The organism is Yersinia sp. FDAARGOS_228, assembly GCF_002073315.2.
Classification (GTDB): domain Bacteria; phylum Pseudomonadota; class Gammaproteobacteria; order Enterobacterales; family Enterobacteriaceae; genus Yersinia; species Yersinia intermedia.
Genome location: NZ_CP020409.2, coordinates 2,870,541 through 2,894,687 on the forward strand (window position 1 = coordinate 2,870,541; position 24,147 = coordinate 2,894,687).

Sequence of the window (24,147 nt, forward strand, 5' to 3'; positions counted from 1 at the left end):
GCAAGGAGATAAAGCATCGATGCCGTTAATGTATTGTTTAACAACAGCATTATTAAATCTTAATCTATATAGTTACCGTTTAAATCGTACCATCTCGCGATATAACAGCGGATAATCTATTGAGATATGGCGTAATTATCACCAGTTGGAGTAATTAATTGGCTGATTGATGTAAATGTGATGTTTTATCGTTGACCCTGCGTGCTGTATAGGCTTTGATAACTTTAATGTCTAATAACAAACATGGAAAAATAATGGAACAATTACGTGGGCTTTATCCCGCATATGAACCCTACGACAGTGGTTTATTAGACACCGGCGACGGGCATCAGATTTATTGGGAACTTTGTGGTAACCCAGAAGGTAAACCCGCCGTGTTTATACATGGTGGCCCTGGAGGTGGTATTGCGCCTTATCACCGGCAACTATTCAACCCCAAAAAATATAAAGTGCTGCTGTTTGATCAACGTGGATGTGGCCGCTCAAAACCCCATGCCAGTTTGGACAACAATACAACCTGGCATTTGGTTGATGATATTGAACGGCTACGCCAAATGGCGGGTATAGATAAATGGCTGGTATTTGGTGGATCATGGGGCTCAACACTCGCACTGGCTTATGGTGAAACGCACCCCGATCGGGTCAGTGAAATGGTGCTACGTGGTATTTTCACGCTGCGCAAAAAAGAATTGCATTGGTACTATCAGGATGGCGCTTCACGTTTTTTCCCAGAGAAATGGCAACGTATACTCTCCATTTTATCACCAGAAGAGCAGGGGGATGTTACCGCCGCTTACCGTAAGCGACTGACTTCACCTGACAAGGCTGTGCAACTGGAGGCTGCCAAGATTTGGAGTTTATGGGAAGGTGAAACCGTTACTTTATTACCGGCCAAAAGCTCGGCATCCTTTGGAGAGGATGATTTTGCTCTGGCCTTTGCTCGTATTGAAAATCACTATTTCACTCATTTAGGTTTTTTGGACAGTGATAACCAACTGTTGGATAACGTGACTCGTATTCGCCATATCCCAGCAGTTATTATTCATGGCCGATATGATATGGCTTGCCAGCCACAGAATGCGTGGGACTTAGCGCAAGCCTGGCCAGAGGCTGAATTACATATTGTCGAAGGTGCTGGTCATTCCTTTGATGAACCGGGCATTTTGCACCAGTTGATTCTGGCTACAGATAGATTTGCTCGTAAGCCATAACTGTTTTATTCGCACACTCCCGCAACTTGATACCTGCGGGAGCTTTTTGTTGCTTATTTTATCTTAGGTTCATACGGTAAACGTGAGAATTTAATTGATTCAGTACGGTAGTGAGCCAAGCGTTGCAAAAAGTACTCACGCAGCTCATCAGGCTGTTCTCTGGCGATCATTTCTGCAATCACCGGCATATTGTAGCGCTCTTTAAATGCTACGCCTGAAGCGGCTAGGTCAACATTCATTTTTGCTGTTTCTTCTTCAGAAAGCTCCGTCAGATTATATCCCATAGTTTTCTCCTTCTTGGGCCGTGGGAGGTTATGGGGCAAAAGGTAATGCAGACAATGGGTATTGGCAAGCCGCTAATGTGATCGAACCAGCACATTAATGAGCTATTTGCTTGGCATAATATCAGTATCCAGTGTGAGCAGTAATTATATCGGGTGGAAATTAAAATAAGAATCATTCCTTTTAGTATTTAGTTTGCAATATTAATGATTTTTATAATAATTAATTCAGTGCCTATCGGATTTTATTTATACAATAAAATCAATGTGTTGAATTATTTTATCTTTGTCACAATATTATTGTGAATAGAGTGTTCTTATTTTGTTTTTATCTTGGCATAATACACCAAGATAATCGTTACTTACCTGCATTATAAAAATAAGGGAATTATTATGTTAAAAACTGAAATGGCTCAAAAGCTCAATGAGCAACTGAACCTGGAGTTTTACTCTGCGAATCTTTACTTGCAGATGAGTGCCTGGTGTAGCGATAAAGGTTTTGAAGGTGCTGCGGCATTTTTAAAATTGCATTCTCAAGAAGAGATGCAACATATGCAGCGTTTGTTCGAATACCTCAGCGGGACAGGCTCTATGCCGGTCTTGGGTACCATCACCGCACCACCAATTGATTTTGCTTCTCTGGCAGATGTATTCAAACTGACTTACGAGCATGAGCAGCTTATTACTACTCAAATTAATGAACTGGCTCATGCAGCAATGGAAAATCACGATTATTCCACCTTCAATTTCCTGCAATGGTATGTAGCTGAGCAACATGAAGAAGAAAAACTGTTCAAATCCATTCTTGATAAGCTGGCGCTGGTGGGTAACAGCGGTAATTCATTGTTCTTCGTTGATAAAGATCTGAAGACAATGGCAGCTCAAAGCCATATTTAGGCTTAATTTGTATTACTAGTGTGTTTTCCGCAGTTTTTGATTCCCGATCAACGGAACCAAAAACTGCGGTTTCTGTTATTTCCTCGCAAGCTTATCTGCACCACTTTCCTTCATCTTGTTGTTTTCGTGCTAATTACATGCTGTTTGGCTATGGTTTCTCGACTTGCCATATTCAAATCGTTATCATTTGCACTACCGACATGGCAGTGAGTTGAATTGCTGCTCAATTATTGGTGATATTTCAATCGCCACTCAGAATTTGGCGTTTTGTTTTGTGTGCTATCTCACAGGTAGTGCAATTGACTGGAAGTGATAGGGGTTCGCGCTGCCAATATAGGATATGGTTGGTAGCAGATTGATTCTTCACCCCCATTGATTAAGGGATACTATGTTTATTCGCAAAGTACGTTCTTCTTGCCGCATGCTTTCGGCGCTTATTGTGTTGTTTGTTGGGTTATCCAGTCAGCAAGCTCTGGCTCACGCACACCTGAAGATAGAGTCACCGGCTGCCGATACTACTATCGGTTCAGCGCCAGAAGCACTGACGCTGGGGTTCTCTGAAGGTATCGAGCTAAACTTCAGTGGTGTGAAAGTGACTGGTCCAGATAACAATATAGTGAAAACCGGTGCGTTAACATTGGACCCGGTGAATAATACACAGCTGATTCTGCCGATTGACCATGCATTAACTGCTGGGAAATATAACGTTTCATGGCATGTCGTGTCTGTTGATGGTCATAAAACCAAAGGCACATACAGCTTCACAGTGAAATAATATGTCTCTGGCGACTCTATTCGTTCTGTGTCGCTTCTTGCATTTTTGGGCGGTGATGCTGATGTTCGGCATCAGTATATTCACCGCCTTGTTAGCACCAGATCGATTCTCTTTAATACTGAAAAACCGTCTGTCCCCGCTACTTATCTTCAGTACTTCCCTGGGGCTTATCTCTGCTGTCGGGCTTTTAGCCGTTCAGGCAGGAATGATGGGGAATGGTTGGGCTGATACCTACAGAATGACCGTTTGGTGGTCGGTATTTGGTACTCGTTTCGGTCAGGTGTGGCAATGGCATCTTGGCTTATCCATTTTGATTATGTGGATAGTGTTGCTGGGTTCAACCCGTAGCAACTACCGGCTGATTGCAGGTTGCTCAACGCTGTTACTCGCGAGCCTTGCTTTTACCGGGCATGCGGCGATGCATGCTGGGCTAGTGGGATGGATTCACCAAACCAATCAAATCATACATCTGCTCAGTGCGGGTTATTGGTTGGGTTGCCTACCGGCACTTCTGATTTGCCTTGCTTATGCTCACAATAATGATGTTAAACATGAAGCCATCACTACGCTGATTCGATTCTCAAGCTGGGGACATTTGGCCGTAGCATTGATACTGGCGAGTGGTGTTATTAACAGCATTATTATACTGGGCGATACCGCGCTGACGCTGACATCTACCTATCAGATACTTCTGCTCTGCAAAGTGATATTGGTGATGTTTATGATTATTGTTGCGCTGATTAATCGCTATATCATCGTGCCACTGCTCAGAAAATTACCTGCTAAGGCTCACTATTGGCTTGTCATAAATAGTTATGTCGAAATTATCCTTGGCGCGGCGGTATTACTATTAGTCAGTATTTTTGCGACTATGGCTCCGATATAGAATAAGACTATAAACAACAGATATTGCTTCCAAGCTTGCATCGATCCCTTGGGATGCGAGAAAATCTAAGCAATCAGTTAATTGAGGATAATCTAGATGAAAGGTTTTGTGCTGACGTTATCGTTGCTGATGCTATCCGTTAACGCTATTGCTGCCGGGAAGATAGTGACTGTCAGTAAGTTTGAATTTGGCAAGCAATGGGCATTTAATCGGGAAGAAGTGATGCTGGAATGCCGCACGGGTAACGCTTTGTTTGTTATTAACCCGAGTACGTTAGCGCAATATCCCCTAAATGATATTGCAACTGATCAGATGAAGTCTGGTTATGTTTTAGCGAAACCGCTAGATGTTTTGTTGCTAGACGACAGTGACAAGCCCGGTCAGAAGATGAGTTTGGAACCTTTCCAGCAGCGCGCAATGTCACTGTGTCAAAAATAAACTTGGGGTTGTGAGATGCACTGATACTAGCCTTTATTTTTCAAATGGTTACCTTCTTTGCTACCCATTTAGTTTTTCACCCTTCAGATTAGTTTACAACCGTAATTAATTAGTTCCATTGCCAAGTTGGCTAAACACATGTACTCGACTACGCTTAAGGAGTACGGCTGAATAAGCCTACGTTAATTAATGCCAACTTTTAGCGCACGGCTCTGTCCCAAGAGCCATTTCCCTAGACCGAATATAGGAATCGTATTCGGTCTTTTTTTATCTTATTGATTTTAAAGGTGAATTTTTGGGTTTATCGAAGTTTATCGAAATTTTATCGAAATCTGATATTCGGTCTTTTATAGCATCACGTATTCTTTCCCCCTCGTATCAAGATACTTATTCGTCATTTTCTCCGATTTATGCCCCAGTAATTTCATCGCAAACTCCTTACTTTTTTCCTTTTCATACAATCGCCCAGCCAGACTTCTGATCTCATGAAATGTTGGCGGACTCTCATCAAAACAAAAATCTGTTCCTTTTCTCGCCGTTACGAATTTCTTTGTCAGGCTATCTGGATGTAGTGATCCATCAGGGCTATTTTTTCTGATGCCTGCACTTATCATAAAATCTGTTTTACTGGCTAATCTGCATTGGTCAATCACGGAACTAAGGCGTAGGCCAACTACTTTAAGTTCAAGATCTAAGGGTAGTGAGATCATTGCTCCGGTTTTGCCTTGGTCTATCTGTAATCTGCCATTAACGATCTGATCAAAGCGCATCATTGTTAAATCCTCACGCCGTTGGCCAGTCACCAGTGCCAGATCCATTGATAACCCAAACCATGCTGGTAATGCACCGGCTACATTACGAATGGCGATATACTGATCCAGTTCTAGGCGTTCGCGTTTAACAACTGGTTTAGCTGAGCGTGTCGGTGTCACCGGATTATTTTCTATATGGCCCTCGACAATGGCTTCTCTGAAAATGTCGGACAATACCGATCGCATGGTGGCAGCCATAGTTTTTTTGTCCTGTGCCACCCAAAACTCTAAAAATTCTGCAACATGGCGCGTGCTGATTTTAGCTAACACCTTGTTACCCATCATTTCGCTGATCATAGCTATTTGTCCCTTGCGAACTTTATATGTGTTTTCCGCCAGTTCCCGACGTTTATAGATGACGTCATACCGTTTTAGCCATGCTGAAAGTGTGTACTCCTGCGTGCCTTTTAGCTTTTCTAGTAGCGCGACAGGAGTGTAATTTTGTTCAATGAAGTTATTGGCTTCAATGGCTTGGGATATGGCGTCTCGCCGGGCAATTTGGCCGAGAGATAATTCCTTTCCAGTTAGCGGGTTACGCCAATAGAAAGTTCTTTGAACACGCCTAAAGGTGAGGTTTTTGGGCAAATTAGCGTCATACTTTCCCGGCCTTTTTGCCATAACCCATCTTCTCCAATATTGGCGGTATCGTAGAATGTGAAATGTTCAGCGCTTTCGCCATTCTGTAGCTTTTTGGCTGTATATAAATGGCACCGGGCCGCACGCGATATTGTCTACCGTGTTTTTCTGCTGCAGGGTAAAAGTTACCGTTTCTGGCCCAGCGTTGGAGTGTTTGAATCGTCGGTTTGTCAGTCGTATACGTTTCATCACACCATTCGGTTAATGTCATTAATTTAGCCATTGGTCATACCTCGATATGACCGGCCAGCATAGTAACGTGCTGACCGGTTCGGTTTTGATTTTTAAAAATCAGTTAGCGGACGGCTAACGAACGTTCGCCAGTTTCAAACTTGGCACCGGCTATCAATAGGCCCTCATTCAAGGCAGCTTTGATTTCATCGGCTTTTGGGGTGGTGATAATTTGCACCTGAGAAACGGAGTCTACATATTCATCAGGCAACAAATTCACATCGGTTATGACGAGTTTTTTTGTCCCTTTTCGGGCAGTAAAGGTATTGGCCGCTGTTTTGATCGAGTCTTTACCCGCCTGAATCATGCATTCCAATATATATTTACGGTAGATTTCAGCCTGATTATCAAAACTTTTCTTGCGTGCACTCATCCGTTTGGCTTCGTTGGCACATATTTCTGCCTGACCCAGCGTGTTACGAACCAATGCCATCAAGGCATCGAACTTATCTTCCAACATGCCCTCAATGCCAGAGAGAGTGTCAGCGACCATTTCGGGGGTGAGTTCATCACCGCTATCTGCCATTTCCTGCAATTTGCGGTAATCAGTGGCTAATGATATGGCGGTTGTGCTCATGCTTTTTCTCCCTCAGTGACAAATTTTGCCAGGCACTCATCTTTGATTTGATTCAAACGGGTTAGACGGCCGGTTAGATATTTGACGTGTTCATCATCATGGGATGATTCAGCATTCTTGAGATGCACCCCGATGGTGCGCGTTAGTGAGGTGCTGATTTTTGTCACTTCATTCGCCGTAACTGCTGTTTTCATCGTCTCGGTATTGGCTTTGAATTTGTCGTCTAACTCTTTACGTAGACGAACCACATCATCAGCTTTAGTGCTGGCATTTTTAATGCCGAACTCAATATTATTGTCGGCAGTGTATTCAGCATCATCAAACAGCCCCATAAACACATCAGCACTGAAACCAAGCTGTGCTAATGCTTTGGTGGTGGCATCGGTCAGGCTTTTTTTGCTGACTTCATCGTCACAAATGAAACCGTTTGTACTCTGATAAATATGTTTGGTATGACCAAAAGCAGGGAAGCGGCCCCGACCTCCGGCGTATTGGTACCACAACTCAATTCGCATAGTGTGGTTGGATGTCCGTAGAATGGTGCCATCTCCATCACGCATTGGTTTACGCCCAACCTCTCGATTGTTGCTATCCAGAACCGACTCCATAAATGGGATGCCGGGTATAAATTCCTCACTGATAATATCCACGCCCCAGCCGTTACCAAAGGGTCCAAAAATCTCCGTGGCTCTCATCGTTTGATATGTGGGATTGATGCTAGTGACTGAACGGATGATCTTGCCATTTTTAGTGGTGTCTTTACGCTTGGTGCGGGCTGGATCGGTGCGTTGCACTGATTTCCAGATGCTTAAATTATCTTGAGACTCTTTTGGTAACTTAGAAATATCCTGATCGATCTGTGATGCTCGTTGCTGGAACTCATCTGTAGTAGGAAGCGGTGATTTAGGCTCTAGCTGCTCATTGGTATGAGTATCGGTGTCAATGGTCACTGTTTCGTCATTAATGGCTCTATTGGCAGTGTCCGATGCATGATTTGGCTGTTCTGTTGCATCTTTTGGCACTTTTGTATCAGTTTTTGGTTTTTCGGTTGTGTCGGTATTGGTCTGTGAATCATTGGCTGCCCCAGTCAAACCCTCAACACTGAACTTGCCATCACCAAGGTTTTCTACTTTCAAATCACTGGCCTTGGCTGTATCAAGCTGCAAGCACTCATTGATATAGGCTTTCAGCTTCACTGGGTCTTTGTGAATATCTAATTCAGCGCCACGGATCATCGCAAACAGATCATCACGGGAAACCGATAAGATGGTTGGAATGACACGTAAAGCCATTGACCAGCGCTTCCATGCTTCATCAGCATTCTTTATTTTTTCTTTCGCTCCACGGCATATGGCTCCCGGAATATTCCAATAGTCGTAATCACCAGGAAATAGGGCGCAAGCAACTTCGATATCTAACGTGGCGTAATTGTGCTCAAATGCCCGCGTTTGTTTACCGGCGACTGCAGGTGATTCACCACCTTGTTCGTTGGTTTGCTCACCAGCATGCTCCCGTTCATCCGGGTGAGAGTTGATCCACTTTTCAGCAAATTTATTGACGTCAGGCCACAATTTAAATACAGGGGTGTGGGCCTGAATATCATCAACCAGTTGTGCCAATGTAGTAATGTACATGTGCTTAACTTGCGGTAGGCGTGGCAGCCCATCAATGACCGCTCGATATAATGGCTCTGATTCATCATCATTAATCAAGTCGTAAGCATTGGATAATAAATGGCTATCTACTGTTTCAGGTTCTACGCCATATAATAAAACATATGCAATTCTTGCTTCTATGGGTAAATCAAAGATATTTTTGACATTGTCAATTTCATTATTATTTTCAACGGGAATAAGAGGCTCAAACTCTTTCTCTTCATCATTCCATTGATTATGTTCCATCCATTCGGTGCTAAATAAAGCATTATCACTTGAATCGTCATGAACAGGAGGGCGAGGTGAACCCACACGATCAGCACAAACTTTAGGTGCAAAGAAATTACCACTTGAACCAGGGAATTCTCCTTCTAATAACATGGTTGATTTCATTGCTGCCAGTTTTGCATTTTTAGCATCAACAGTAATTGCCATTGCTACAGCACCATTTGCTATAGCTGATTTTTTGGGTAGAAACCCACAGATGAATAAGCTCACTGGTCATTCCTCGCTAATTGTTTTTAATCTGATAATAACAATCGGTTAATTCGATTAACTTATCGTTTGGTAATACATGATTTAAAGATACAGAATCGCACTTTTTAATTTGATCTAAAGCCAAAGAAATCAAATCACGAACGTCTACGATCCCACTATCAATAAGGTCTGAAACTGTACCCATAATTGCATCAGGGCTGGCTCCAATTTCAACTAATGCCGGAATTTTCGCCACATTAGCGATAAGGATAGAATCAGCCGAGATCCTTAATATTGTCTTTTGCATGGAAATCCTTATATAATCATGGCGTCCAGTGGTGGAAGCCATTGGTCATACCTCGCTGGAGTCGGTTTGGTCGCTGACTCCGCCGTCGCCGGGACGTTAAGCCGGTAAGATTGCCCACCTTGTGTGGGCTTTTTTACGACTCAATCGTCATAGCTACGGTTGCAGTGGGGGCAATATGTCACTAATTCATTACCGGCCTTTTCGATGGTGATACCCGTAGAACGCCCCTGTAGGCTATGCTGCTGATAGATATCTTTCTTACAGCGAAAACAAATACCATCACGTGGTGCAAAATGGGGAGCGGCATTATTTTTGCAATACTCTTCCTGTGCTTTTCGCGCCGTACTTGATGAATATGCTTTTTGACTCATAATTGACGGTCTCCTTTTAATTAAGCGCCCATTACGCTGGGCCAGCGGGTCACTACTGCATACCTCGCCAGACTTTCGCCCGCCGTCACCACAATCAAAAAGAACGACTTACCATCACGACTCTTTGGTTGGGGTGCCGGTTACGCTTTCCGGCGTCGCTTTACCCAATTTAATTAGTTGAGATTTACGACCGTTTCACTGGTGTTGACTTCAAAAATTAATGTTTGGATTGAGTCGTTAAATCATCAATGAAACTTGATAACAAAGCGGCCAATAACAAATTACGTACCTTGCTTTTACCAAAGCTGAAATTAGCTTCAATTGCTTCATCTTCATCAATGCCCAGATAATTTTTGGCTGCTGCTTTGATGGCACATCCCGTACAGTGGTAATCGCCCAGAGTTTTACCATCAGGTAATACAATTGATGCCGGTAGTAACTCAGAGCCTTTATTTTTAACTGCATATCCGATCACTTCACTTTCAGCTAATAATTCAGCAACTTCATCATGAAGTGGATTAATTGTTAATTTAAATTCTTTAAAGAATGCCATTGGTCATACCTCATTATTTTGAGTGAATAATTTTTTCTACTGGATAACAGTTGCCGTTAAATATTCTTTTTTCAAAAACTACCTTTTCACATTCCTGTCGAGTGTCATAAACCTCGTAAATAACATCCTTACAAACTTCATGAGCAGGACATACCGATACAACTAAAGCGAATAATAGTTGCTCCATAAATTTCCTGAATATTAAAAGTTGACTATTGAAATATAACTACTTATGTATTAACCCCGCAATAACTCGCTCAGCAGTAAGTTGCGCATCAAGAAGTACTTTTAGTTTTTCACTTAGTACTTCAGTTTTGCGTTCAATAATGGGTGCCAGTTGTTCTATGTGAATATAAACAGTAGGGCCATCTGATGAACTGATATAAAAATTATCATTTTTACGTCTATCTAAAAGCCGTTGAGCTTTATCAATCTCCCCACTAATTTCACGAATCTTTTCCAATAATTATTTTATGTTCACTATGTTCCCCTTTGGTTACTGGATTCTTACTAAATAAGTAAATTCGCTGTAAGTGCCTAGATCAACAAATATACTTACTTCATCACCTTGGTCGACTCACTGATTAAATGTAGTTTAAATCAGCAATCCAGTCTTCTATAGCTGCCTTGGCTCTTGGTGCCACTTCATAACGTGAGTCTGTTAGATATGCTGCTGCTTCACGGGCTTTCATTTCCGCGATTCTTTTTTTCATCCAATAAGCAGTTGATACGTCACGTTTCCCACACTGGCGGCGAACCATTTCTAAAACTCTTACTTTGATGTCGCGAGCGGTCAATTTAATGGTCATCGTCTTATCCCTTTTTATCTGCTTTCAGATTGTCAGAACTTGCTTACCTAAGCGGCTGTTGTGCCGTTGATGTGGTTAAAGTTAACTTAACCTAAAAATCAATTCAAGATTAAATTTAGATAAATCTAACATTTAAGGCGATAAAAATCACAACCATTTGAAATTGAAGATTATTTATTTTTTTAATTTCTTTCTGGCTTTGAGAAGTTCTTCAAAAAGCTTATTAAGGCCATCAACCTTTACTCGAAGATCAGCCAAATGTTGCTCTTTTTCAGATTCTGGAAGTGATGCAAATAATTGAATTAATTCAATTTCTTGTTCATCAAGTTCAGGTTGTATCTCTTCCGCAGGAGGAGGGGATTTGTCTACATCACCATACAAAATCCACGTTGGGGAGCATTTTAATGCCGCGCTTAGCGCAAATAAGTTCTTGCCACTGGGAGAGCTATCGTTGCTTTCCCATTGTGAAATGGTGACATGGGACACCTTCACAGCCTTACTAAGGCTGCGTTGCGTTAATTGCAGCTCATTTCGCCGCGCTTTAATACGTTCACCAGGACTTTTCATAGTTAGGTAATACTAAATTCTCTTGACTTAAATATCTTGAACACATATTTTGTTAGCTAAATCTAACAAGAGGGTGTTTACGTGTTAAAAAAAGATGCCATTAAATATTTTGGAACTAAGAGCGCCTTGGCGAAAGCCGCAGGCGTCAAGCCACCATCGGTTTCTGCCTGGGGAGACCTTGTTCCCGAAAAACGAGCTGTTCGTCTGGAGAAGGCATCCAATGGCGAATTGCATTACGACCCAATCGACTATGACAAGCCTATAGCACCGGCACAGTAGGGGCTGATTTTTAAAAATCAGCTTTCACAAGGAGATAGCTGTGAAATTAAAACATGATGCCATCTGCTCGGAATTGCGGAGCTGGGCAGCAGAGACCAAACAGGAAATTGTAGCGGCAGAGGTAGCACACGCGTATTTCTCGTTGGGCGGTGGTGAGCTTCCACTCACTCCAATTGATGATGAACATGCTACACACAACAACAAACAGCGCTTGTTCCGCTGGGTTGACAGTGACACCGACAAGGCCAGAGCAAAAATAGCTGAACTTACTCCTGCAATTCTTCAGGCATTGCCTGGTGAACGCCGTGCCAGATTAGAAAACCCGAATTCGGTTAATTATCTGGCTGCTCAGGCACTACGAGATTTCTCGCTGGCAATGAGTGCGGTGTTTTTGGGCTGTTCTGATATGTCACAGAAGTTAATTAAAGCCACTGAGGCAATACATGCACTTATTCCAGTAACACAGCAGTTAATCGCATAACGAGGTATGACCAATGGCCAGATTTTCCAGAGAACAAGTCGAGCAACAATTACGTGATGAACTGCAACGGGCAGGTTTTGCCGAGGCAGTCGCCAGATCTGCTGCTATTCAAGGCGGCAAACATTATACCGACACGCCTAATTCTACATTTTCCAGCGCGTTAGTTTGGGCTAAGACATACGCCAAACCCTATAAGCGGGTGCGGGATAAACCAGTACATAAAGTCGCTAAAGCTAAAAAGCCGTGGAGGGTACCACATGGCTAAAAAACTGACCTACCGCAATGGGTACCGTTACGGAAATATGCCAATTACATCAAATATGGCGCGGGTGGTTTTACGGCAATTTGCCCGTGAGGCTATGCAGGGCCAGCGTAGAGCTTTCAATGCTCTTTTTAATATTAGTAACGCCAAATGTAACGTTAATAGCGTTACAGAAAAGCACTGAATCGGGGTACGTATGGCATCAAGTTGGATAAAAGTCGAAGTTATTACTCCAGACAAACCGGAGATATTCCAACTGGCTGAAATCCTGAATATCGACCCAGATACAGTGCTTGGGAAATTAATTCGTGTTTGGGTCTGGGCTGACCAACAGACTATCGACGGTAACGCAGATGGTAACGCCGTCAGCGTTACAAGAATTGGCATTGACCGTATCACTTTTATGTCTGGCTTTGCTGATGCACTGATAACAGTTGGATGGTTAAAACATGACGGCGGGAAAATGTACTTCCCTCACTTTGACCGCCATAACGGAAAAGGTTCTAAAAAACGGGCAGTTACAAGTAGGCGCGTTACAGAATTCAGAGATTCCAAGCCAAAAAGTAACGCTAATGGTAACGCTGGCAGCGTTACACCACCGGATAAAAAAGCGTTACCAGAGGAAGAGTTAGAGGAAGAGAAAGATCTAAAAGATAAACCCCTATTGTCCCATGGCGAAAAAAACGTCACAGGACCGAACGAGGATTATCCGCCTTCGAATCCCGAACCAGAACCCCAACAGGCTGGGAGCAAAAACAAGCGGCATGAGTACCCGCCAGAATTCGAAGTAGCTTGGCTGGAATACCCACGCAGACCGGGAAGCCCTGACAAGTACGGTGCTCTCAAGGCTTGGAATGCCCGACGACGGGACGGCGTAACGGTTGATGCGATGTTGGAGGGGGTGAAACGCTATGCAGCGTTCGTCAAGGCGACGGGCAAGGCTGGCACGGAATTTATCAAACAGGCAAAAACGTTTTTTGGACCGTCAAAACATTTTGACGATGAATGGCAAGTGAGCACAGGAGAAAACCATGTGGAATTCAGATTCAACCAGAGCGACCCAAGGCCGTACTCTGAGCAATATCTCAGTTGGGAACAGCAACAGCAAGGAGTCACCGGCATGGCGCCTATGGGATCTCATGATCAAAATCTACGGGAACCGCTGGACTGCGAAGAATGGCAATCGACCATCGGACCTGTGGGAGCGCCAGATTGGGACAATGACCAGTGACCAACTCCAGCGGGTTTGCACCGCATGCATGAAACGCTGTGAATCTGGCAACTCTTGGCCACCAGATTTTGCCGAGTTTGTCGCTCTTGTTGCTGAACATGGCGGTGGTCATTTGGGTTTAACCGTGACTGATGTTCTCGTCGAGCTTAAGCGCTACCGGAATGAATTTTATAAATACAGTTGTGCTGAGGAGTTCAACTGGCGCCACCCGGTTTTATATCAAATCTGCGTAGACCTTAAGCGCCTTGGAATCGAAAAAAGGCTCACTGATACCGGACTAGAAACACAGGCAGGTATCGAGTTGGCCAAGTGGGAAAAACGCGTTGCCAGTGGTGTACCAATCCCTCCCATTCGCCGTCAATTGAAAACACCTGACCGACCATCAGGATTAACCCCGGCACAGCAGCTCGCCGCAGGAAACCGATACGTTAAATAAACGAGGTATGACCAATGGAAATTAATAACTGCAATAATTTTATCAATGACAATCGGCCAGTGATTGACGACAAATGTGATCATTCATCATGCATCATTGATGCTTGGGGAATTGCGGCCCGCGCCAGATGCCGAGCGCCTTACACGCCCCCAGTAAAGCCGCAAAAAGTTGCAATTCCTACATCGGCAGCAACGAAGTCAGAAAAGCCTAAAGCGACCAAAAAATCTAACACATCATCAGCACTACGGCTAAAAGCCAGTGAGTTAGTGGCGGTGATGCTTGGCAAGACATTGACCTATACCGGTATCCTTGCCGCACTTGATAAGTCTTATCCGGGTCATGGTATTACGCTGCGCATGTTGCAGATGCGTATGATTGGCTTGATGAAATCGCCACATGTCGACATTACCCGCAATGAAAAACCGGTACCGGAATTTACCTTGTACAGTGTCAGTGAGCGTTTTTATGCCGATTCAATGCTGAGGGCCAAAACAAAAGGCGGGGGTGTTCAATGATCTGGCCGACCGAAGTGAATCAATGCGCCTCATCGGTTATACCGGTACATGCTTTGAGTCCTGACCATCAGCAGCAGCTTTTGATCCAAATGAACCAGATGTTTTTAAATCGAGATAACCCGCAGCATATCCAACAGGCGGCTCATGCATGGGCGCGGCGTAAAGAAATCGCGGTAGCGCGGCCTGATTTACAGGATGGTCTGGTTGTTGTTGGGTTCGCAGGTGGCGGTGGGAGTTGTGAGGGGATCAAGCAGGCATTGGGTTATGAACCGCACATTGCCATGAATCATAACCCTGTGGCGATGGCTATGCATGCCATCAACCACCCTCGGACGCTGCATTACCCTGAGGATATTTTCAGTGTTGATCCGCTCATATCAACGGGAGGTTTACCGGTATTACTGGGTTGGTTTAGTCCTGATTGCCGCCATTACTCTAAGGCCAAGGGCGGAACGCCGGTCAAGAAAGAGATTCGTGGTCTGGCATGGGTCGTATTGCGCTGGGCGCTGGCAGTACGCCCACGCTTTCTGATGCTGGAGAACGTCGAAGAATTTCGCGGCTGGGGGCCACTGTTGATGGATAGTGAAGGCAATCACCGACCTGATCCAGCCCGTAAAGGCGAAACGTTCAAAGCGTTTATTGGCATGCTAGGTGTTGGGATTGATGCTAATCACCCCGCACTGGTCGAAGTGTGTGAATTCTTGAAGATAGATATCAATGGCTCTGAGGCCGAAAAGCTGATTTCAGGGTTGGGTTATAACGTGGATCATCGAGAACTGAAAGCCTGTGATTACGGCACCCCCACCATCAGGAAGCGGCTGTTTGTAGTTGGGCGCTGCGACGGTGAGCCAGTTGTCTGGCCGGAGCCAAGCCACGGCGCACCGAACTCTGCTGATGTGCTTTCTGGCATGTTGCAACCTTGGCGAACGGCAGTGGAGTGTATCGACTGGAGCCAGCCAACACGTTCTATTTTTGGTCGCAAAAAGGATTTGGCTGATAACACCTTACGTCGCATCGTCAGAGGGTTACAGCGGTTTGTTATTGATAACCCTGATCCGTTCATTGTACGACTGGGACAAACTGGTTTTGGTGGTGACCGTCTGCAATATCCAATAGGCCAGCCACTAACCACAATTACCAGTAAGGCCGAGCATTTGTTGCTGGAGCCGTATGCGGTGAAGTGTAATCACACCAGCACCAAAACCAAATATGATTGTTTCCGTGGGCAGTCATTGCGCAATCCGTTACAGACCATCACCAGAACGCATGGTTTTTCTATCGCTGCGCCAGTTGTTGTGCGTCAGTTCGGCAACAGCACGGCGAATGATATTAATACGCCTCTGGGCACCGTTACGGCGGGCGGGGGCGGTAAAAGCCAGTTAGCCAGTGCGGTATTGGTGGGGGCCGGTGGCCCAACATACTCAGGAAAGCCACGAGATATCAATTCACCAATCAACACCATTGCTACCCAGTCACATACAGCGATCGCCACCGCTAACCTTGTTAAGCATTACGGTGGGAATTACGCCGGCGCAGGCATCGATATTAACGAGCCATTGCATACTATCACTACGGTCGATCATCACGCGCTTTGTACATCTCACCTAGTACAACTGCGCGGTACATGTCGCGATGGTAAACCCATCACTGAGCCGGTACCGACTTTAACCGCCGGCGGTAATCATGTCGGGATGGTCAATGCATTTCTGACCAAGTATTACGGCACGGGTGGTGCGGTGAATTTATCAGAGCCTATACATGCGGTGACAACCAAAGAGCGATTTGGATTAGTGGAAAGCAATTTAGATATTGAACCACTGACCGACGAACAACGCTATAACGCCTGGAACTGCGCCCGGCTGGTGGATCATTTCAGCGATTTACCAGACGACTGGCATTTATTCCCTGCGCCACGACCACAATATTTATCTGTGGGCGAATACATCATCGTTGATATATGCATGCGCATGTTGATTGCCCGTGAGTTGTACAACGCCAGCGGGTTCCCATCAGATTATATTATTGACCGGGATATTGATGGCACTCTTTGGCCTAAGTCTGAACAGGTGGCAAGGTGTGGTAATGCGGTGCCGCCGCCATTCGCCGAGGCATTGGTAAGGGCAAATATGCCAGAACTATGTGTTTGTAGAATGGCAGCCTAAACAATAAGAAATAGCTGATATTCATACTTTTCATGTGGTTATATCAACTATTTATAATGTGAAGCTTTACTTAACTAATATTCACATGGAATCGCTTGAATCAGGTCCCCTGTATGGGGTTTGTATGTCATGAAGGTGTTAGCTTAATGATTATTATAGAAAACTTGATTCAACATTTACCAACGGATGGCCGAACTGTAATTCATTGTGAGAATGGTAATATTATAAGCATTGAACAGTTAAGACTGGACCAGTTCATCGCAACACTACCAGCCTTTATCGAAATGGCAGAAAGAGCGGGGTATATAATTACAATCCCTGATATTTAACGGTATAATAATCAAGTCAGCCTGAACAACTGACAACCTAAGTAGTTGTTGTGTCATCACCCTTGGGGGGCAAGATGGCACAACTATCATTTATCAAATCTAGCAATGACACACTGACACCGGCCACGCCCGATGTTAGGGAATTTCTACATTATAAAGTTAAGCTCGGCGCTATTCTCACTGCTGATTTTAAGCGGGTCCGCAATCCAAAGTTTCACCGTAAATATTTCTCATTACTGAATCTTGGCTTTGATTACTGGACACCTTCCGGTGGCGCCATTTCGCCCGAAGAAAAGAAACTGGTGCGCGGTTATGTCACGTACCTTGCTAATTATGCGGGCCATAGTGAGACGTTAGAAGAGATAGCCGCCCATTACCTCAATACGGTGGCAGAACAGCGAGCAGACCGTGTAACTCTCCTTAAATCCTTTGATGCTTTCCGGCGCTGGACAACTATTCAAGCCGGTTACTATTCCATTATCCAAATGCCGGATGGCTCTCAATTCAAAGAGCCTAAGTCGATCTCTTTCGCATCGATGGACGATACCGAATTCTCCGAACTCTACAAAGCCACTCTCGATGTGCTTTGGCAATTCATCCTTAATAAAGCCTTTAGTACGCCAACCGCAGCCGAGAATGCCGCCAGCCAGCTATTAAGTTATACGTAGGGGGATTCATGGCTAATTTACGTAAAGAAGCAAGGGGTCGTGAGTGCCAGATAAGAATCCCCGGCATATGCAATGGCAATCCTGAAACCGTAGTTCTGGCTCATTACCGGCTGACGGGTACCTGTGGTACTGCCATTAAACCACCAGATGAGCAGGGCGCATGGGGATGCGGTGCATGTCATGACGAGTGTGACCGGCGCACCCGTTTAATTGATAGTGACACCGCCCGCCTGTATCACGCCGAGGGCGTTATGCGCACACAGAATATATTGAGAAAGGAAGGTAAGCTATGAACCACTCGATGCGTAATATTCAACTTGTTCTTGAGCGCTGGGGAGTATGGGCCAGATATTCTTCAGGACTCGATTACTCTTCTATTGCCGCAGGGTTTAAGGGATTAATACCCGACACCTCTGGTACTCAACAATCATGCTGTGATGATGATGGCCTAATTGTTGATGGTTGTGTTGCCCGCCTAAATCAATATCGACCTGATGAGTACGAACTGATTATACGGCATTATGTGTTGAATCAGTCAAAACGGGCCATTGCTCGGCAGCAGAAACGGGATGAAAGAGCTGTCAGGGTGAGCATGCAGATGGCCGAAGGATTTGTTGATGGTTGCTTGTCGATGATAGACGTTTGCCTAGAAATGGACCCTGCAACAATGAAATCAGAAATTTATGATAAAAGTGTTGGTGCGGCCGCAAAAACTGCATTAGTGTGATAAGAGTTGGTTGTGCAGTAGCGCTTATCCAGTCAAATAAACCTCGCTTTGGCGAGGTTGTTTGTTTTACAAGGACGTAACATGATTATTTCTTGGTTTGATATATTTATATTGCGGTCAGGGGTTCGGCGGCATCAGGTGTGATTATTGCCCTTATTGCTATGATGTTATTTAAAGTGCGCGGGTGGCGACATTTCCTCGCCGGTTGGATTATCGGTGCAGTGATATCCTGTCTCATTTTAATAGTCTCGGTTCAAATCAGATAAACCTTAGCGTTATCAAAATTATAAAAGCTGCCTATTTGGTGGCTTTTTGCTTTCTACATTCGCCTGAGCATCACTGAATAACGGGTTCATATCTCAATCTATTCTGATCATTGCTGCAACAATGGTTGGTGCTCAGCCGAATGTGGTGAATGCAGGCACCGATGTGTGGGGATACAAGTGGAACACCAGTGAAACGACGTCGGCGAATTCCCCACCACCACAGAAGTACATTTAAAGGTATGCGGTCAGCACATTGGTAGGTGTTGACGCCGGAATCGTAACCGGCTTCAAAAATGATAAGTCCCGACATAAATCAGGGCTTTTTTGTTTGTGGAATGGGCGGATATCTTCATTGAAAAGCGCATGTTTTATTAATGATCAACAGCGCCACCATTAGGCATTCTTTGTATTACTCGCCCCACAACAGTAAGGACGGATTGGAATAATAACCTTGATTTACTATTTATTTAGACCACATGGACAAATAATCATGAAAGGTATTCATCATGTCTAATTCATTAAAATATCCCATTATTCTCGTTCACGGTTTCAGTGGTTTCGATAAGATTGCTGGAATCTATCCTTATTTTTTCGGTATTAAGCAAGCATTGGAAAAAGCCGGAGCTACTGTATTCACTGCCTCTATATCGGCAGAAAACAGTAATGAAGCTCGTGGTGAACAATTACTCAGTTTTGTAAAACAAGTCACCCAGCTAACCGGAGCCCAGAAGGTCAACCTGATTGGCCACAGCCAAGGCCCTTTGGCCTGTCGCTACGTCGCCGCTATTCATCCCGAACTGGTTGCGTCTGTTACCTCCGTTAATGGGGCAAACTTTGGCTCGGAAATTGCCGATCTGGTCAGTTTGGCGGTGAAACCAGGTTCCCTTCCAGAAGTGATTGCGGGCGCAGTGATGAATGCTTTTGGCTCATTCCTTTCCATTATGACTGGTCGTCCCTCCCTGCCACAAGACAGTGTCGCAGCGCTTAACTCGCTCACCAGCGAAGGCGTCGCTAAATTCAATGCCAAATATCCGCAGGGTTTGCCAAGCAATTGGGGAGGGGAAGGTAAAGAATATGAGAATGGCGTTTATTATTATTCTTGGGGTGGGGTGATTAATTACAACCCGATTGAGCAGGGGCTCAATAATTTTGATCCGCTGCATATTTCAATGGTTGCCCTCTCATTTCTGTTCACAAAAGAACGTTTACAGAATGATGGGTTGGTTGGGCGATATAGTATGCATCTTGGCAAAGTTATCCGCTCTGATTATTCAATGGATCATCTGGATGCTATCAATCAAACTGCGGGGGTGGTTACCAGCAGTACCAACCCTCTTCAACTATTTGTCGAGCACGTGGCACGTTTAACATCGAAAGGGTTATAACTTTCGGGAGCGTCTTAAAGGTCGCCGCAAAGTTGGGTCTGAAGGATGTGCTGGGAGAAGAGCTTTTTAATCAGACCGTTGGCGAATTGCACGATTTATAAATTAAGCGTGAGTGTGTATCTGTATAAAATGTACTGTCCCATGCTCAAAAATAGGTTGCTCGGCTGGGCGGCCTGATAGTCATGTGTATCTTCATATGATGATGGATAAAAAATATTATTTTGTTCATCGATTGGTGTTTCTTTTTATGTTTGGTCAGTTACCCCACAATGACAAAGTGATTGATCATATTAATGGCGACAACCAAGATATCTAAGTAAAAAAACCAAAGAGCGTTATCACCAGTGTAGGAATATTGATTGCAGTTGCACGTTTGCAATTCATGAAACGGTAGTTCTCCTGATCGTTAAGCCGCAACTAGTGAATTAATCTAACAATGCGATAAAATAAAGACGTTCGTTATTTGCATTTGTTAAATACCGGTCTATATTTCATGGCATGCGTGCACGCACGCATAATCAGTTAATAAACTCATTTAGCGGAGATGATATAATGAATCTTAAGCTTTGTATTATCAGTGTGTTGAGTGTATTTGCTATCACCTCAACTGCCTATGCTACCAATACTGCTAAGAATACTAAGCCTGTGAACTCTTGGACGTGTGAAGACTTCCTTGCGGTAGATGAAAGCTTCCAGCCAACAGCGGTCGCCTTTGCCGAAGCACTTAATGCCAAGAACAAGCCAGAAGATGCTGTTCTCAATGTAGATGGTATTGAGAAAGTAACACCAATGATAATTCAGGCTTGTAAAGAGGATAAGACGCTGTCTTTCAAGGAAAAAGTTCGTTCTGAGTGGAAGAAACTCAAGAAAGATATGTAGTTTGTCCGGTTCGCTAGATAATGTGACGTCATACCGTTGCTTATATCACTAATAAAGACCTCGCCTCGGCGGGGTTTTGTCATTTTGGGGTTTGCATCGGTAGAAGAAAAGTCTTAAAAATAACCTTATTTATTGTATGGCTATTAATTGATGCGTAGAATGCGCCCCGACCGCCATTAGCTCATCTGGAAAGAGCAACAGCTTTCTAAGCTGAAGGTACGTGGTTCAAGTCCTCGATGGCGGACCAAATTTCAGCCCTAGCTTAATCGCTGGGGCTTTTTTATTTCTACATTCGCCTGATCGTCACCGAATAACGGGTTCATATCCCAATCTATTCAGGTCATTGCTGCAACAATGGTTGGTGCTCAGCCGAATGTGAAAGCTAATTGTCACTATGGGTGTGGTTTCTCTTACTGGCAAGATTGAGGAATCAGAGGGCAATCCCTCTCCCAAGTTTAAGGCATTATTATGATATTGAATGGGGACTCATAGGAAGTGTCTATTTAATTCACACAGTCTGAACTTTTGCTTGTGACTATTTTTACCGAATACTCAATATCATTTCTATGTGGCAACGAGGGATATATAAGCACATTCCAATAACCTTCACTCGGTACTTTGATTTGTGCTGGGAAATTAACAAAGAAGCCACCATGAAAAATACTTCCCAACCCAGAGCTATATTTTTCGTAGTCACGATCACTTAGTAGCATAATCATCGCACAGTGCTCTCCGTTGACTTTTATGTAGTCACCTGACGAGGCTGATAATCGAGTGTGAGTATATTTCATAATGGGTTCCTTTTTTTTGGTAAAAAAAAGCCCTTATCTCCGTCTGTTTGATAAGGGATGCCAATCGACCAACACCAGAGAAACATTAATATAGTTGCAGAATAATACGTAAATGCAACTTTACTGTATGATTTAAGTCAAATTATTAATTAATTGATTATTTTTATTAATGATTGTATCGTCTCGTTAATAATTGCAATTAATATAATTACAGTACCATATCAATTTAAAAGCTCTCTTTACTTGTAGTACTTTCCCGCTTTAGCCCACCAGTCACCCAATCAACTCCACGCACTCTTAACAGATGAGAGGCTGCACTGGTGGGCTAAATTCCTTAACCACACGCCCAACCCGCAGGCCGGGAGGGGGAGACTATGCGAATGGAACCAGTTACTTCTCAGAACCTGCCTTATTGGTGGTCATTAGCGCTTGGCGTTTTCTCATTACTATCCCTACAGGAGTACATCTTTATCCTGGGCGCAATTATCTCTGCTTTCTTCACGATAAAAACGTATTACGCCAAACGGCGTGAAGAGAAAGCGCGGTTAATTGAAGAACAGAAGCGTACAGAAATACTGCGGGAGTTTCTCAATGATGCGACCATACGCCCGATAGCGGATCGCTCAGCGGCTGTGGAGATTGTTGCAGAAGCAATAAAGCGTAACGAGGAACTATATGAGCAAGCTAAGTAAGGCCGGTGGCTTGTGTTCTGTGGCAGCAATCATTGCTCTCGTTGTATCCAATGGCAACGTCAGAACAAGCGAGCGGGGATTAGAGCTGATCGGTAATGCCGAATCATGCCGCCGTGATCCGTATGTTTGCCCCGCAGGCATTATCACAGATGGGGTGGGGAACACTCACAGCGTCATACCTGGCACCCGAAAGACTGATGTACAGATAGCGGCTGATTGGGAAAAAAACATCATTGATGCTGAGCGCTGCGTTATTCGTTATGCGAACGGCAATAAATTACCGCCAGGTGCTTTTGATGCTGCTACGTCTATTACATTTAACGCTGGTTGCCCATCGATGCAGAAATCCACCATGTTCCAGTATTTCCGTGCTGGCAACGTGACCGCAGCCTGCGAGCAATTCACTCGCTGGGTATACGGTGGTGGTAAGAAATTAGCGGGGCTGGTGGTTCGCCGGGATAAGGAACGAGCGCTATGCCTAACAAAATAACCGGTGGGATTATTGCTTTGCTGTTGGTTCTTTTTCTGTTGCTGCTTCTCAATAGAAATAGCCTCTCAAATGAAGTCGAAAAAGCGGAAGAAGCACTGAGAGAAGAGCAATCCACAAACACCGCCCTCGGCAACATTATCGATGCATACCAGGTGAATGACGCAGCCAACCGTACAGCCACGGCCCGCCAGCTAGAGAACGAAAGGAAACTACGCAATGAAAGTGACGAGCGACTCAGGCGGTTCAAGGCTGCGGGGGTTGGGGATTCGTGTATTGATAGCCGGATGCCTGATAGCAACATTAGCATCCTGCAAGAGTAGCCCACCAGCACCTAGAGCAGCCGAATCAATCCAGTTGTGGCCCCCAGAATCAGCATTAACTCAATGCGAGGTACCAGAGTTCGTCGGTACCACTTGGGGCGATAGTGGGTTGTATGCCCTAGCTCTTAAGCGTGAGTTGCGGATCTGTAAGGGGCGGCTCGATGAGGTTATTAGTTGGCGGCAGAACGCTGGGAGGAAAACATAATTGCAAATTGAGAGCCATTCTCACAACGGCTCTCTTGATATCATTGAAAATTAATAATCCTTACGGATATTTATACGCACTGGAAGGTCAGACCAGCAACACCATTAACGAGTAAATGAGTATCTATATCAGTTTTCACTTCTTTCATGGCTTTATTTTGTGCCCTACAAAAATCTGACGCTTTTTTGCTGGCTGTGCCAATAGCTCCTTTAATTCGACCTGCTGCAGGGGCAGCTTCAACTTCTGTGAAGAAATCGCCGTTATCCAGTTTTTTGATATCAGACTGATATGTTAAACCTATACCGTGAAACTGTGTTTTGTCATTTTGTACTGCACATCCACTTAAAGATGCACTGAATATAACGGTTGCTGCAATGATAGAAATTTTCAATTGAAAAGGTTCCTTTATATGTCTAGTTGGCCTTTATTTTACTGTAAGTGATGAAACAATAATTAAACCAACTATAATTTACTAATTGGCTTGCTTTTATCGAATTGAAATTTATGGTTTTTTACATGTTGAGGTATTTACTAATCAGTGCACTG

The 24,147-nt window shown here is 44.2% G+C and carries 37 protein-coding genes, 1 tRNA gene and 1 pseudogene; 25 read left to right on the top strand and 14 right to left on the bottom strand.

The genetic code is table 11. The features are described 5' to 3' along the window. Positions 1-254 precede the first annotated feature (254 nt). On the top strand, positions 255-1,211 hold the full coding sequence (gene pip / locus A6J67_RS13115) for a prolyl aminopeptidase (RefSeq protein ID WP_032905818.1): 957 nt from the start codon (positions 255-257) through the stop codon (positions 1,209-1,211). 53 nt (positions 1,212-1,264) lie between these two features. On the opposite strand, the gene A6J67_RS13120 is transcribed toward pip, so the two are convergent. Continuing rightward, on the bottom strand, positions 1,265-1,495 hold the full coding sequence (locus A6J67_RS13120) for a DNA polymerase III subunit theta (RefSeq protein WP_005183015.1): 231 nt from the start codon (positions 1,493-1,495) through the stop codon (positions 1,265-1,267). A gap of 390 nt (positions 1,496-1,885) precedes the next feature. Here A6J67_RS13120 and ftnA point away from each other — a divergent pair, with 390 nt between their 5' ends. From ftnA to A6J67_RS13140, 4 genes are all read left to right on the top strand, one after another. Then, entirely contained in the window at positions 1,886-2,389 is a 504-nt protein-coding gene (gene ftnA, locus A6J67_RS13125) for a non-heme ferritin (protein WP_005183013.1), read from the top strand. A 388-nt stretch (positions 2,390-2,777) separates the two neighbouring features. Beyond that, entirely contained in the window at positions 2,778-3,164 is a 387-nt protein-coding gene (yobA, locus tag A6J67_RS13130; RefSeq protein ID WP_005183010.1) for a CopC domain-containing protein YobA, read from the top strand. Position 3,165: 1 nt separating this feature from the next. Then, positions 3,166-4,050 carry a copper homeostasis membrane protein CopD gene (gene copD / locus A6J67_RS13135; protein ID WP_050297378.1) on the top strand — a complete coding sequence of 295 codons (885 nt, stop codon included), beginning with the start codon at positions 3,166-3,168 and terminating at the stop codon, positions 4,048-4,050. Positions 4,051-4,146: 96 nt separating this feature from the next. Next, on the top strand, positions 4,147-4,488 hold the full coding sequence (locus A6J67_RS13140) for a YebY family protein (protein ID WP_005183006.1): 342 nt from the start codon (positions 4,147-4,149) through the stop codon (positions 4,486-4,488). 347 nt (positions 4,489-4,835) lie between these two features. On the opposite strand, the gene A6J67_RS13145 is transcribed toward A6J67_RS13140, so the two are convergent. The 11 genes from A6J67_RS13145 to A6J67_RS13190 form a co-directional block, all read right to left on the bottom strand. Beyond that, positions 4,836-5,918, bottom strand: a complete 1,083-nt coding sequence (locus A6J67_RS13145; protein WP_080608185.1) for a tyrosine-type recombinase/integrase — start codon at positions 5,916-5,918, stop codon at positions 4,836-4,838. Next, entirely contained in the window at positions 5,893-6,159 is a 267-nt protein-coding gene (locus tag A6J67_RS13150) for an excisionase (RefSeq protein WP_025378521.1), read from the bottom strand. Before A6J67_RS13150 ends, A6J67_RS13145 begins: the two co-directional genes overlap by 26 nt. Positions 6,160-6,231: 72 nt before the next feature. After that, positions 6,232-6,744: a siphovirus Gp157 family protein gene (locus A6J67_RS13155; RefSeq protein ID WP_080608186.1), complete on the bottom strand. Its 513-nt coding sequence runs from the start codon at positions 6,742-6,744 to the stop codon at positions 6,232-6,234. Further along, positions 6,741-8,834, bottom strand: coding sequence for a hypothetical protein (locus tag A6J67_RS13160; protein ID WP_080608187.1), 2,094 nt, complete (start codon positions 8,832-8,834; stop codon positions 6,741-6,743). The genes A6J67_RS13155 and A6J67_RS13160 overlap by 4 nt, the downstream gene beginning before the upstream one ends. 76 nt (positions 8,835-8,910) lie before the next feature. After that, positions 8,911-9,225 (bottom strand): hypothetical protein, encoded by a 315-nt coding sequence (locus A6J67_RS13165; protein ID WP_125461923.1) that lies wholly within the window; start codon positions 9,223-9,225, stop codon positions 8,911-8,913. Positions 9,226-9,323: 98 nt separating this feature from the next. After that, positions 9,324-9,554, bottom strand: coding sequence for a hypothetical protein (locus tag A6J67_RS13170; protein WP_080608189.1), 231 nt, complete (start codon positions 9,552-9,554; stop codon positions 9,324-9,326). Between the two features lie 217 nt (positions 9,555-9,771). Then, positions 9,772-10,107 carry a hypothetical protein gene (locus tag A6J67_RS13175; RefSeq protein WP_080608190.1) on the bottom strand — a complete coding sequence of 112 codons (336 nt, stop codon included), beginning with the start codon at positions 10,105-10,107 and terminating at the stop codon, positions 9,772-9,774. Between the two features lie 13 nt (positions 10,108-10,120). Next, positions 10,121-10,294: a DUF1482 family protein gene (locus A6J67_RS23305; RefSeq protein ID WP_105877047.1), complete on the bottom strand. Its 174-nt coding sequence runs from the start codon at positions 10,292-10,294 to the stop codon at positions 10,121-10,123. A 39-nt stretch (positions 10,295-10,333) separates the two neighbouring features. Then, positions 10,334-10,570 carry a hypothetical protein gene (locus tag A6J67_RS13180; RefSeq protein WP_080608191.1) on the bottom strand — a complete coding sequence of 79 codons (237 nt, stop codon included), beginning with the start codon at positions 10,568-10,570 and terminating at the stop codon, positions 10,334-10,336. A 121-nt stretch (positions 10,571-10,691) separates the two neighbouring features. Further along, positions 10,692-10,916, bottom strand: coding sequence for a hypothetical protein (locus A6J67_RS13185; protein WP_080608192.1), 225 nt, complete (start codon positions 10,914-10,916; stop codon positions 10,692-10,694). 174 nt (positions 10,917-11,090) lie between these two features. Next, positions 11,091-11,483, bottom strand: coding sequence for a helix-turn-helix domain-containing protein (locus A6J67_RS13190; RefSeq protein WP_080608193.1), 393 nt, complete (start codon positions 11,481-11,483; stop codon positions 11,091-11,093). 81 nt (positions 11,484-11,564) lie between these two features. Between A6J67_RS13190 and A6J67_RS13195 the strand changes: the two genes are divergently transcribed. The 17 genes and pseudogenes from A6J67_RS13195 (at position 11,565) to A6J67_RS13280 (ending at position 21,350) form a co-directional block, all read left to right on the top strand. Then, a complete protein-coding gene (locus tag A6J67_RS13195; protein ID WP_080608194.1) occupies positions 11,565-11,762 on the top strand; it encodes a Cro/CI family transcriptional regulator in 198 nt (65 codons plus the stop codon). A gap of 40 nt (positions 11,763-11,802) precedes the next feature. Further along, entirely contained in the window at positions 11,803-12,243 is a 441-nt protein-coding gene (locus A6J67_RS13200) for a toxin YdaT family protein (RefSeq protein WP_080608195.1), read from the top strand. A 13-nt stretch (positions 12,244-12,256) separates the two neighbouring features. Then, positions 12,257-12,508 (top strand): hypothetical protein, encoded by a 252-nt coding sequence (locus A6J67_RS13205; protein WP_080608196.1) that lies wholly within the window; start codon positions 12,257-12,259, stop codon positions 12,506-12,508. Beyond that, positions 12,501-12,689, top strand: a complete 189-nt coding sequence (locus A6J67_RS13210; protein WP_080608197.1) for a hypothetical protein — start codon at positions 12,501-12,503, stop codon at positions 12,687-12,689. Before A6J67_RS13205 ends, A6J67_RS13210 begins: the two co-directional genes overlap by 8 nt. 12 nt (positions 12,690-12,701) lie before the next feature. Continuing rightward, positions 12,702-13,736, top strand: a complete 1,035-nt coding sequence (locus tag A6J67_RS13215; RefSeq protein WP_080608198.1) for a hypothetical protein — start codon at positions 12,702-12,704, stop codon at positions 13,734-13,736. A gap of 28 nt (positions 13,737-13,764) precedes the next feature. After that, positions 13,765-14,172 carry a replication protein P gene (locus A6J67_RS13220; RefSeq protein ID WP_080608486.1) on the top strand — a complete coding sequence of 136 codons (408 nt, stop codon included), beginning with the start codon at positions 13,765-13,767 and terminating at the stop codon, positions 14,170-14,172. A 14-nt stretch (positions 14,173-14,186) separates the two neighbouring features. Further along, the gene (locus A6J67_RS13225; RefSeq protein ID WP_080608199.1) at positions 14,187-14,687 is read left to right on the top strand and encodes a hypothetical protein; all 501 of its coding nucleotides are present in this window, start codon (positions 14,187-14,189) and stop codon (positions 14,685-14,687) included. Then, a complete protein-coding gene (locus tag A6J67_RS13230; protein ID WP_080608200.1) occupies positions 14,684-16,849 on the top strand; it encodes a DNA cytosine methyltransferase in 2,166 nt (721 codons plus the stop codon). Before A6J67_RS13225 ends, A6J67_RS13230 begins: the two co-directional genes overlap by 4 nt. Positions 16,850-16,995: 146 nt before the next feature. Beyond that, positions 16,996-17,178 carry a hypothetical protein gene (locus A6J67_RS13235; protein ID WP_080608201.1) on the top strand — a complete coding sequence of 61 codons (183 nt, stop codon included), beginning with the start codon at positions 16,996-16,998 and terminating at the stop codon, positions 17,176-17,178. A gap of 74 nt (positions 17,179-17,252) precedes the next feature. Further along, positions 17,253-17,846, top strand: coding sequence for a DUF1367 family protein (locus A6J67_RS13245; protein WP_080608202.1), 594 nt, complete (start codon positions 17,253-17,255; stop codon positions 17,844-17,846). 8 nt (positions 17,847-17,854) lie between these two features. Then, a complete protein-coding gene (locus tag A6J67_RS13250; RefSeq protein ID WP_080608203.1) occupies positions 17,855-18,139 on the top strand; it encodes a DUF1364 domain-containing protein in 285 nt (94 codons plus the stop codon). A gap of 8 nt (positions 18,140-18,147) precedes the next feature. Then, complete coding sequence (locus tag A6J67_RS13255; RefSeq protein WP_080608487.1) at positions 18,148-18,573, top strand: antiterminator Q family protein; 426 nt, start codon at positions 18,148-18,150, stop codon at positions 18,571-18,573. Positions 18,574-19,345: 772 nt separating this feature from the next. Beyond that, positions 19,346-20,224 (top strand): lipase family alpha/beta hydrolase, encoded by an 879-nt coding sequence (locus tag A6J67_RS13260; RefSeq protein WP_050297974.1) that lies wholly within the window; start codon positions 19,346-19,348, stop codon positions 20,222-20,224. A 247-nt stretch (positions 20,225-20,471) separates the two neighbouring features. Then, positions 20,472-20,540, top strand: coding sequence for a hypothetical protein (locus tag A6J67_RS23965; RefSeq protein ID WP_404810559.1), 69 nt, complete (start codon positions 20,472-20,474; stop codon positions 20,538-20,540). Further along, positions 20,522-20,653: pseudogene (locus A6J67_RS13270) on the top strand (ogr/Delta-like zinc finger family protein); the annotation flags it as partial. The gene A6J67_RS23965 and the pseudogene A6J67_RS13270, both read left to right, overlap by 19 nt. Before the next feature lie 123 nt (positions 20,654-20,776). Beyond that, positions 20,777-21,103: an acid-activated periplasmic chaperone HdeA gene (gene hdeA, locus A6J67_RS13275; RefSeq protein WP_050297973.1), complete on the top strand. Its 327-nt coding sequence runs from the start codon at positions 20,777-20,779 to the stop codon at positions 21,101-21,103. Between the two features lie 170 nt (positions 21,104-21,273). Continuing rightward, positions 21,274-21,350, top strand: a tRNA-Arg gene (locus A6J67_RS13280). A 256-nt stretch (positions 21,351-21,606) separates the two neighbouring features. Here the strand turns inward: A6J67_RS13280 and A6J67_RS13285 are convergent. Continuing rightward, positions 21,607-21,894 carry a DUF1883 domain-containing protein gene (locus A6J67_RS13285; RefSeq protein ID WP_050297972.1) on the bottom strand — a complete coding sequence of 96 codons (288 nt, stop codon included), beginning with the start codon at positions 21,892-21,894 and terminating at the stop codon, positions 21,607-21,609. 374 nt (positions 21,895-22,268) lie between these two features. Between A6J67_RS13285 and A6J67_RS13290 the strand changes: the two genes are divergently transcribed. The 3 genes from A6J67_RS13290 to A6J67_RS13300 are packed head-to-tail and all read left to right on the top strand — an operon-like array spanning position 22,269 to position 23,396. Continuing rightward, complete coding sequence (locus tag A6J67_RS13290; RefSeq protein WP_050287950.1) at positions 22,269-22,586, top strand: hypothetical protein; 318 nt, start codon at positions 22,269-22,271, stop codon at positions 22,584-22,586. Beyond that, positions 22,570-23,076, top strand: a complete 507-nt coding sequence (locus A6J67_RS13295; protein ID WP_080608205.1) for a lysozyme — start codon at positions 22,570-22,572, stop codon at positions 23,074-23,076. The genes A6J67_RS13290 and A6J67_RS13295 overlap by 17 nt, the downstream gene beginning before the upstream one ends. Continuing rightward, positions 23,061-23,396, top strand: coding sequence for a DUF2570 domain-containing protein (locus A6J67_RS13300; RefSeq protein ID WP_050297037.1), 336 nt, complete (start codon positions 23,061-23,063; stop codon positions 23,394-23,396). The genes A6J67_RS13295 and A6J67_RS13300 overlap by 16 nt, the downstream gene beginning before the upstream one ends. A gap of 275 nt (positions 23,397-23,671) precedes the next feature. Here the strand turns inward: A6J67_RS13300 and A6J67_RS13305 are convergent, their stop codons facing one another. After that, the gene (locus tag A6J67_RS13305) at positions 23,672-23,992 is read right to left on the bottom strand and encodes a hypothetical protein (RefSeq protein ID WP_050089496.1); all 321 of its coding nucleotides are present in this window, start codon (positions 23,990-23,992) and stop codon (positions 23,672-23,674) included. Between the last annotated feature and the right edge of the window lie 155 nt (positions 23,993-24,147).

Bases quoted from the DNA above. Each gene is read 5' to 3' on its own strand.
- ftnA (WP_005183013.1), top strand. From the start codon at position 1,886: ATGTTAAAAACTGAAATGGCTCAAAAGCTCAATGAGCAACTGAACCTG.
- hdeA (WP_050297973.1), top strand. From the start codon at position 20,777: ATGAATCTTAAGCTTTGTATTATCAGTGTGTTGAGTGTATTTGCTATC.
- A6J67_RS13235 (WP_080608201.1), top strand. From the start codon at position 16,996: ATGATTATTATAGAAAACTTGATTCAACATTTACCAACGGATGGCCGA.
- A6J67_RS13190 (WP_080608193.1), bottom strand. From the start codon at position 11,483: ATGAAAAGTCCTGGTGAACGTATTAAAGCGCGGCGAAATGAGCTGCAA.
- A6J67_RS13160 (WP_080608187.1), bottom strand. From the start codon at position 8,834: ATGGCAATTACTGTTGATGCTAAAAATGCAAAACTGGCAGCAATGAAA.
- pip (WP_032905818.1), top strand. From the start codon at position 255: ATGGAACAATTACGTGGGCTTTATCCCGCATATGAACCCTACGACAGT.
- A6J67_RS23305 (WP_105877047.1), bottom strand. From the start codon at position 10,294: ATGGAGCAACTATTATTCGCTTTAGTTGTATCGGTATGTCCTGCTCAT.
- A6J67_RS13215 (WP_080608198.1), top strand. From the start codon at position 12,702: ATGGCATCAAGTTGGATAAAAGTCGAAGTTATTACTCCAGACAAACCG.
- A6J67_RS13155 (WP_080608186.1), bottom strand. From the start codon at position 6,744: ATGAGCACAACCGCCATATCATTAGCCACTGATTACCGCAAATTGCAG.
- A6J67_RS13300 (WP_050297037.1), top strand. From the start codon at position 23,061: ATGCCTAACAAAATAACCGGTGGGATTATTGCTTTGCTGTTGGTTCTT.
- A6J67_RS13250 (WP_080608203.1), top strand. From the start codon at position 17,855: ATGGCTAATTTACGTAAAGAAGCAAGGGGTCGTGAGTGCCAGATAAGA.
- A6J67_RS13150 (WP_025378521.1), bottom strand. From the start codon at position 6,159: ATGGCTAAATTAATGACATTAACCGAATGGTGTGATGAAACGTATACG.
- A6J67_RS13185 (WP_080608192.1), bottom strand. From the start codon at position 10,916: ATGACCATTAAATTGACCGCTCGCGACATCAAAGTAAGAGTTTTAGAA.
- A6J67_RS13295 (WP_080608205.1), top strand. From the start codon at position 22,570: ATGAGCAAGCTAAGTAAGGCCGGTGGCTTGTGTTCTGTGGCAGCAATC.
- A6J67_RS13205 (WP_080608196.1), top strand. From the start codon at position 12,257: ATGGCCAGATTTTCCAGAGAACAAGTCGAGCAACAATTACGTGATGAA.
- A6J67_RS13210 (WP_080608197.1), top strand. From the start codon at position 12,501: ATGGCTAAAAAACTGACCTACCGCAATGGGTACCGTTACGGAAATATG.
- A6J67_RS13245 (WP_080608202.1), top strand. From the start codon at position 17,253: ATGGCACAACTATCATTTATCAAATCTAGCAATGACACACTGACACCG.
- A6J67_RS13260 (WP_050297974.1), top strand. From the start codon at position 19,346: ATGTCTAATTCATTAAAATATCCCATTATTCTCGTTCACGGTTTCAGT.
- A6J67_RS13255 (WP_080608487.1), top strand. From the start codon at position 18,148: ATGCGTAATATTCAACTTGTTCTTGAGCGCTGGGGAGTATGGGCCAGA.
- A6J67_RS13165 (WP_125461923.1), bottom strand. From the start codon at position 9,225: ATGGCTTCCACCACTGGACGCCATGATTATATAAGGATTTCCATGCAA.
- A6J67_RS13175 (WP_080608190.1), bottom strand. From the start codon at position 10,107: ATGGCATTCTTTAAAGAATTTAAATTAACAATTAATCCACTTCATGAT.
- A6J67_RS13225 (WP_080608199.1), top strand. From the start codon at position 14,187: ATGGAAATTAATAACTGCAATAATTTTATCAATGACAATCGGCCAGTG.
- yobA (WP_005183010.1), top strand. From the start codon at position 2,778: ATGTTTATTCGCAAAGTACGTTCTTCTTGCCGCATGCTTTCGGCGCTT.
- A6J67_RS13230 (WP_080608200.1), top strand. From the start codon at position 14,684: ATGATCTGGCCGACCGAAGTGAATCAATGCGCCTCATCGGTTATACCG.
- A6J67_RS13285 (WP_050297972.1), bottom strand. From the start codon at position 21,894: ATGAAATATACTCACACTCGATTATCAGCCTCGTCAGGTGACTACATA.
- A6J67_RS13220 (WP_080608486.1), top strand. From the start codon at position 13,765: ATGAAACGCTGTGAATCTGGCAACTCTTGGCCACCAGATTTTGCCGAG.
- A6J67_RS13120 (WP_005183015.1), bottom strand. From the start codon at position 1,495: ATGGGATATAATCTGACGGAGCTTTCTGAAGAAGAAACAGCAAAAATG.
- A6J67_RS13140 (WP_005183006.1), top strand. From the start codon at position 4,147: ATGAAAGGTTTTGTGCTGACGTTATCGTTGCTGATGCTATCCGTTAAC.
- A6J67_RS13145 (WP_080608185.1), bottom strand. From the start codon at position 5,918: ATGGCAAAAAGGCCGGGAAAGTATGACGCTAATTTGCCCAAAAACCTC.
- copD (WP_050297378.1), top strand. From the start codon at position 3,166: ATGTCTCTGGCGACTCTATTCGTTCTGTGTCGCTTCTTGCATTTTTGG.
- A6J67_RS13170 (WP_080608189.1), bottom strand. From the start codon at position 9,554: ATGAGTCAAAAAGCATATTCATCAAGTACGGCGCGAAAAGCACAGGAA.
- A6J67_RS13290 (WP_050287950.1), top strand. From the start codon at position 22,269: ATGCGAATGGAACCAGTTACTTCTCAGAACCTGCCTTATTGGTGGTCA.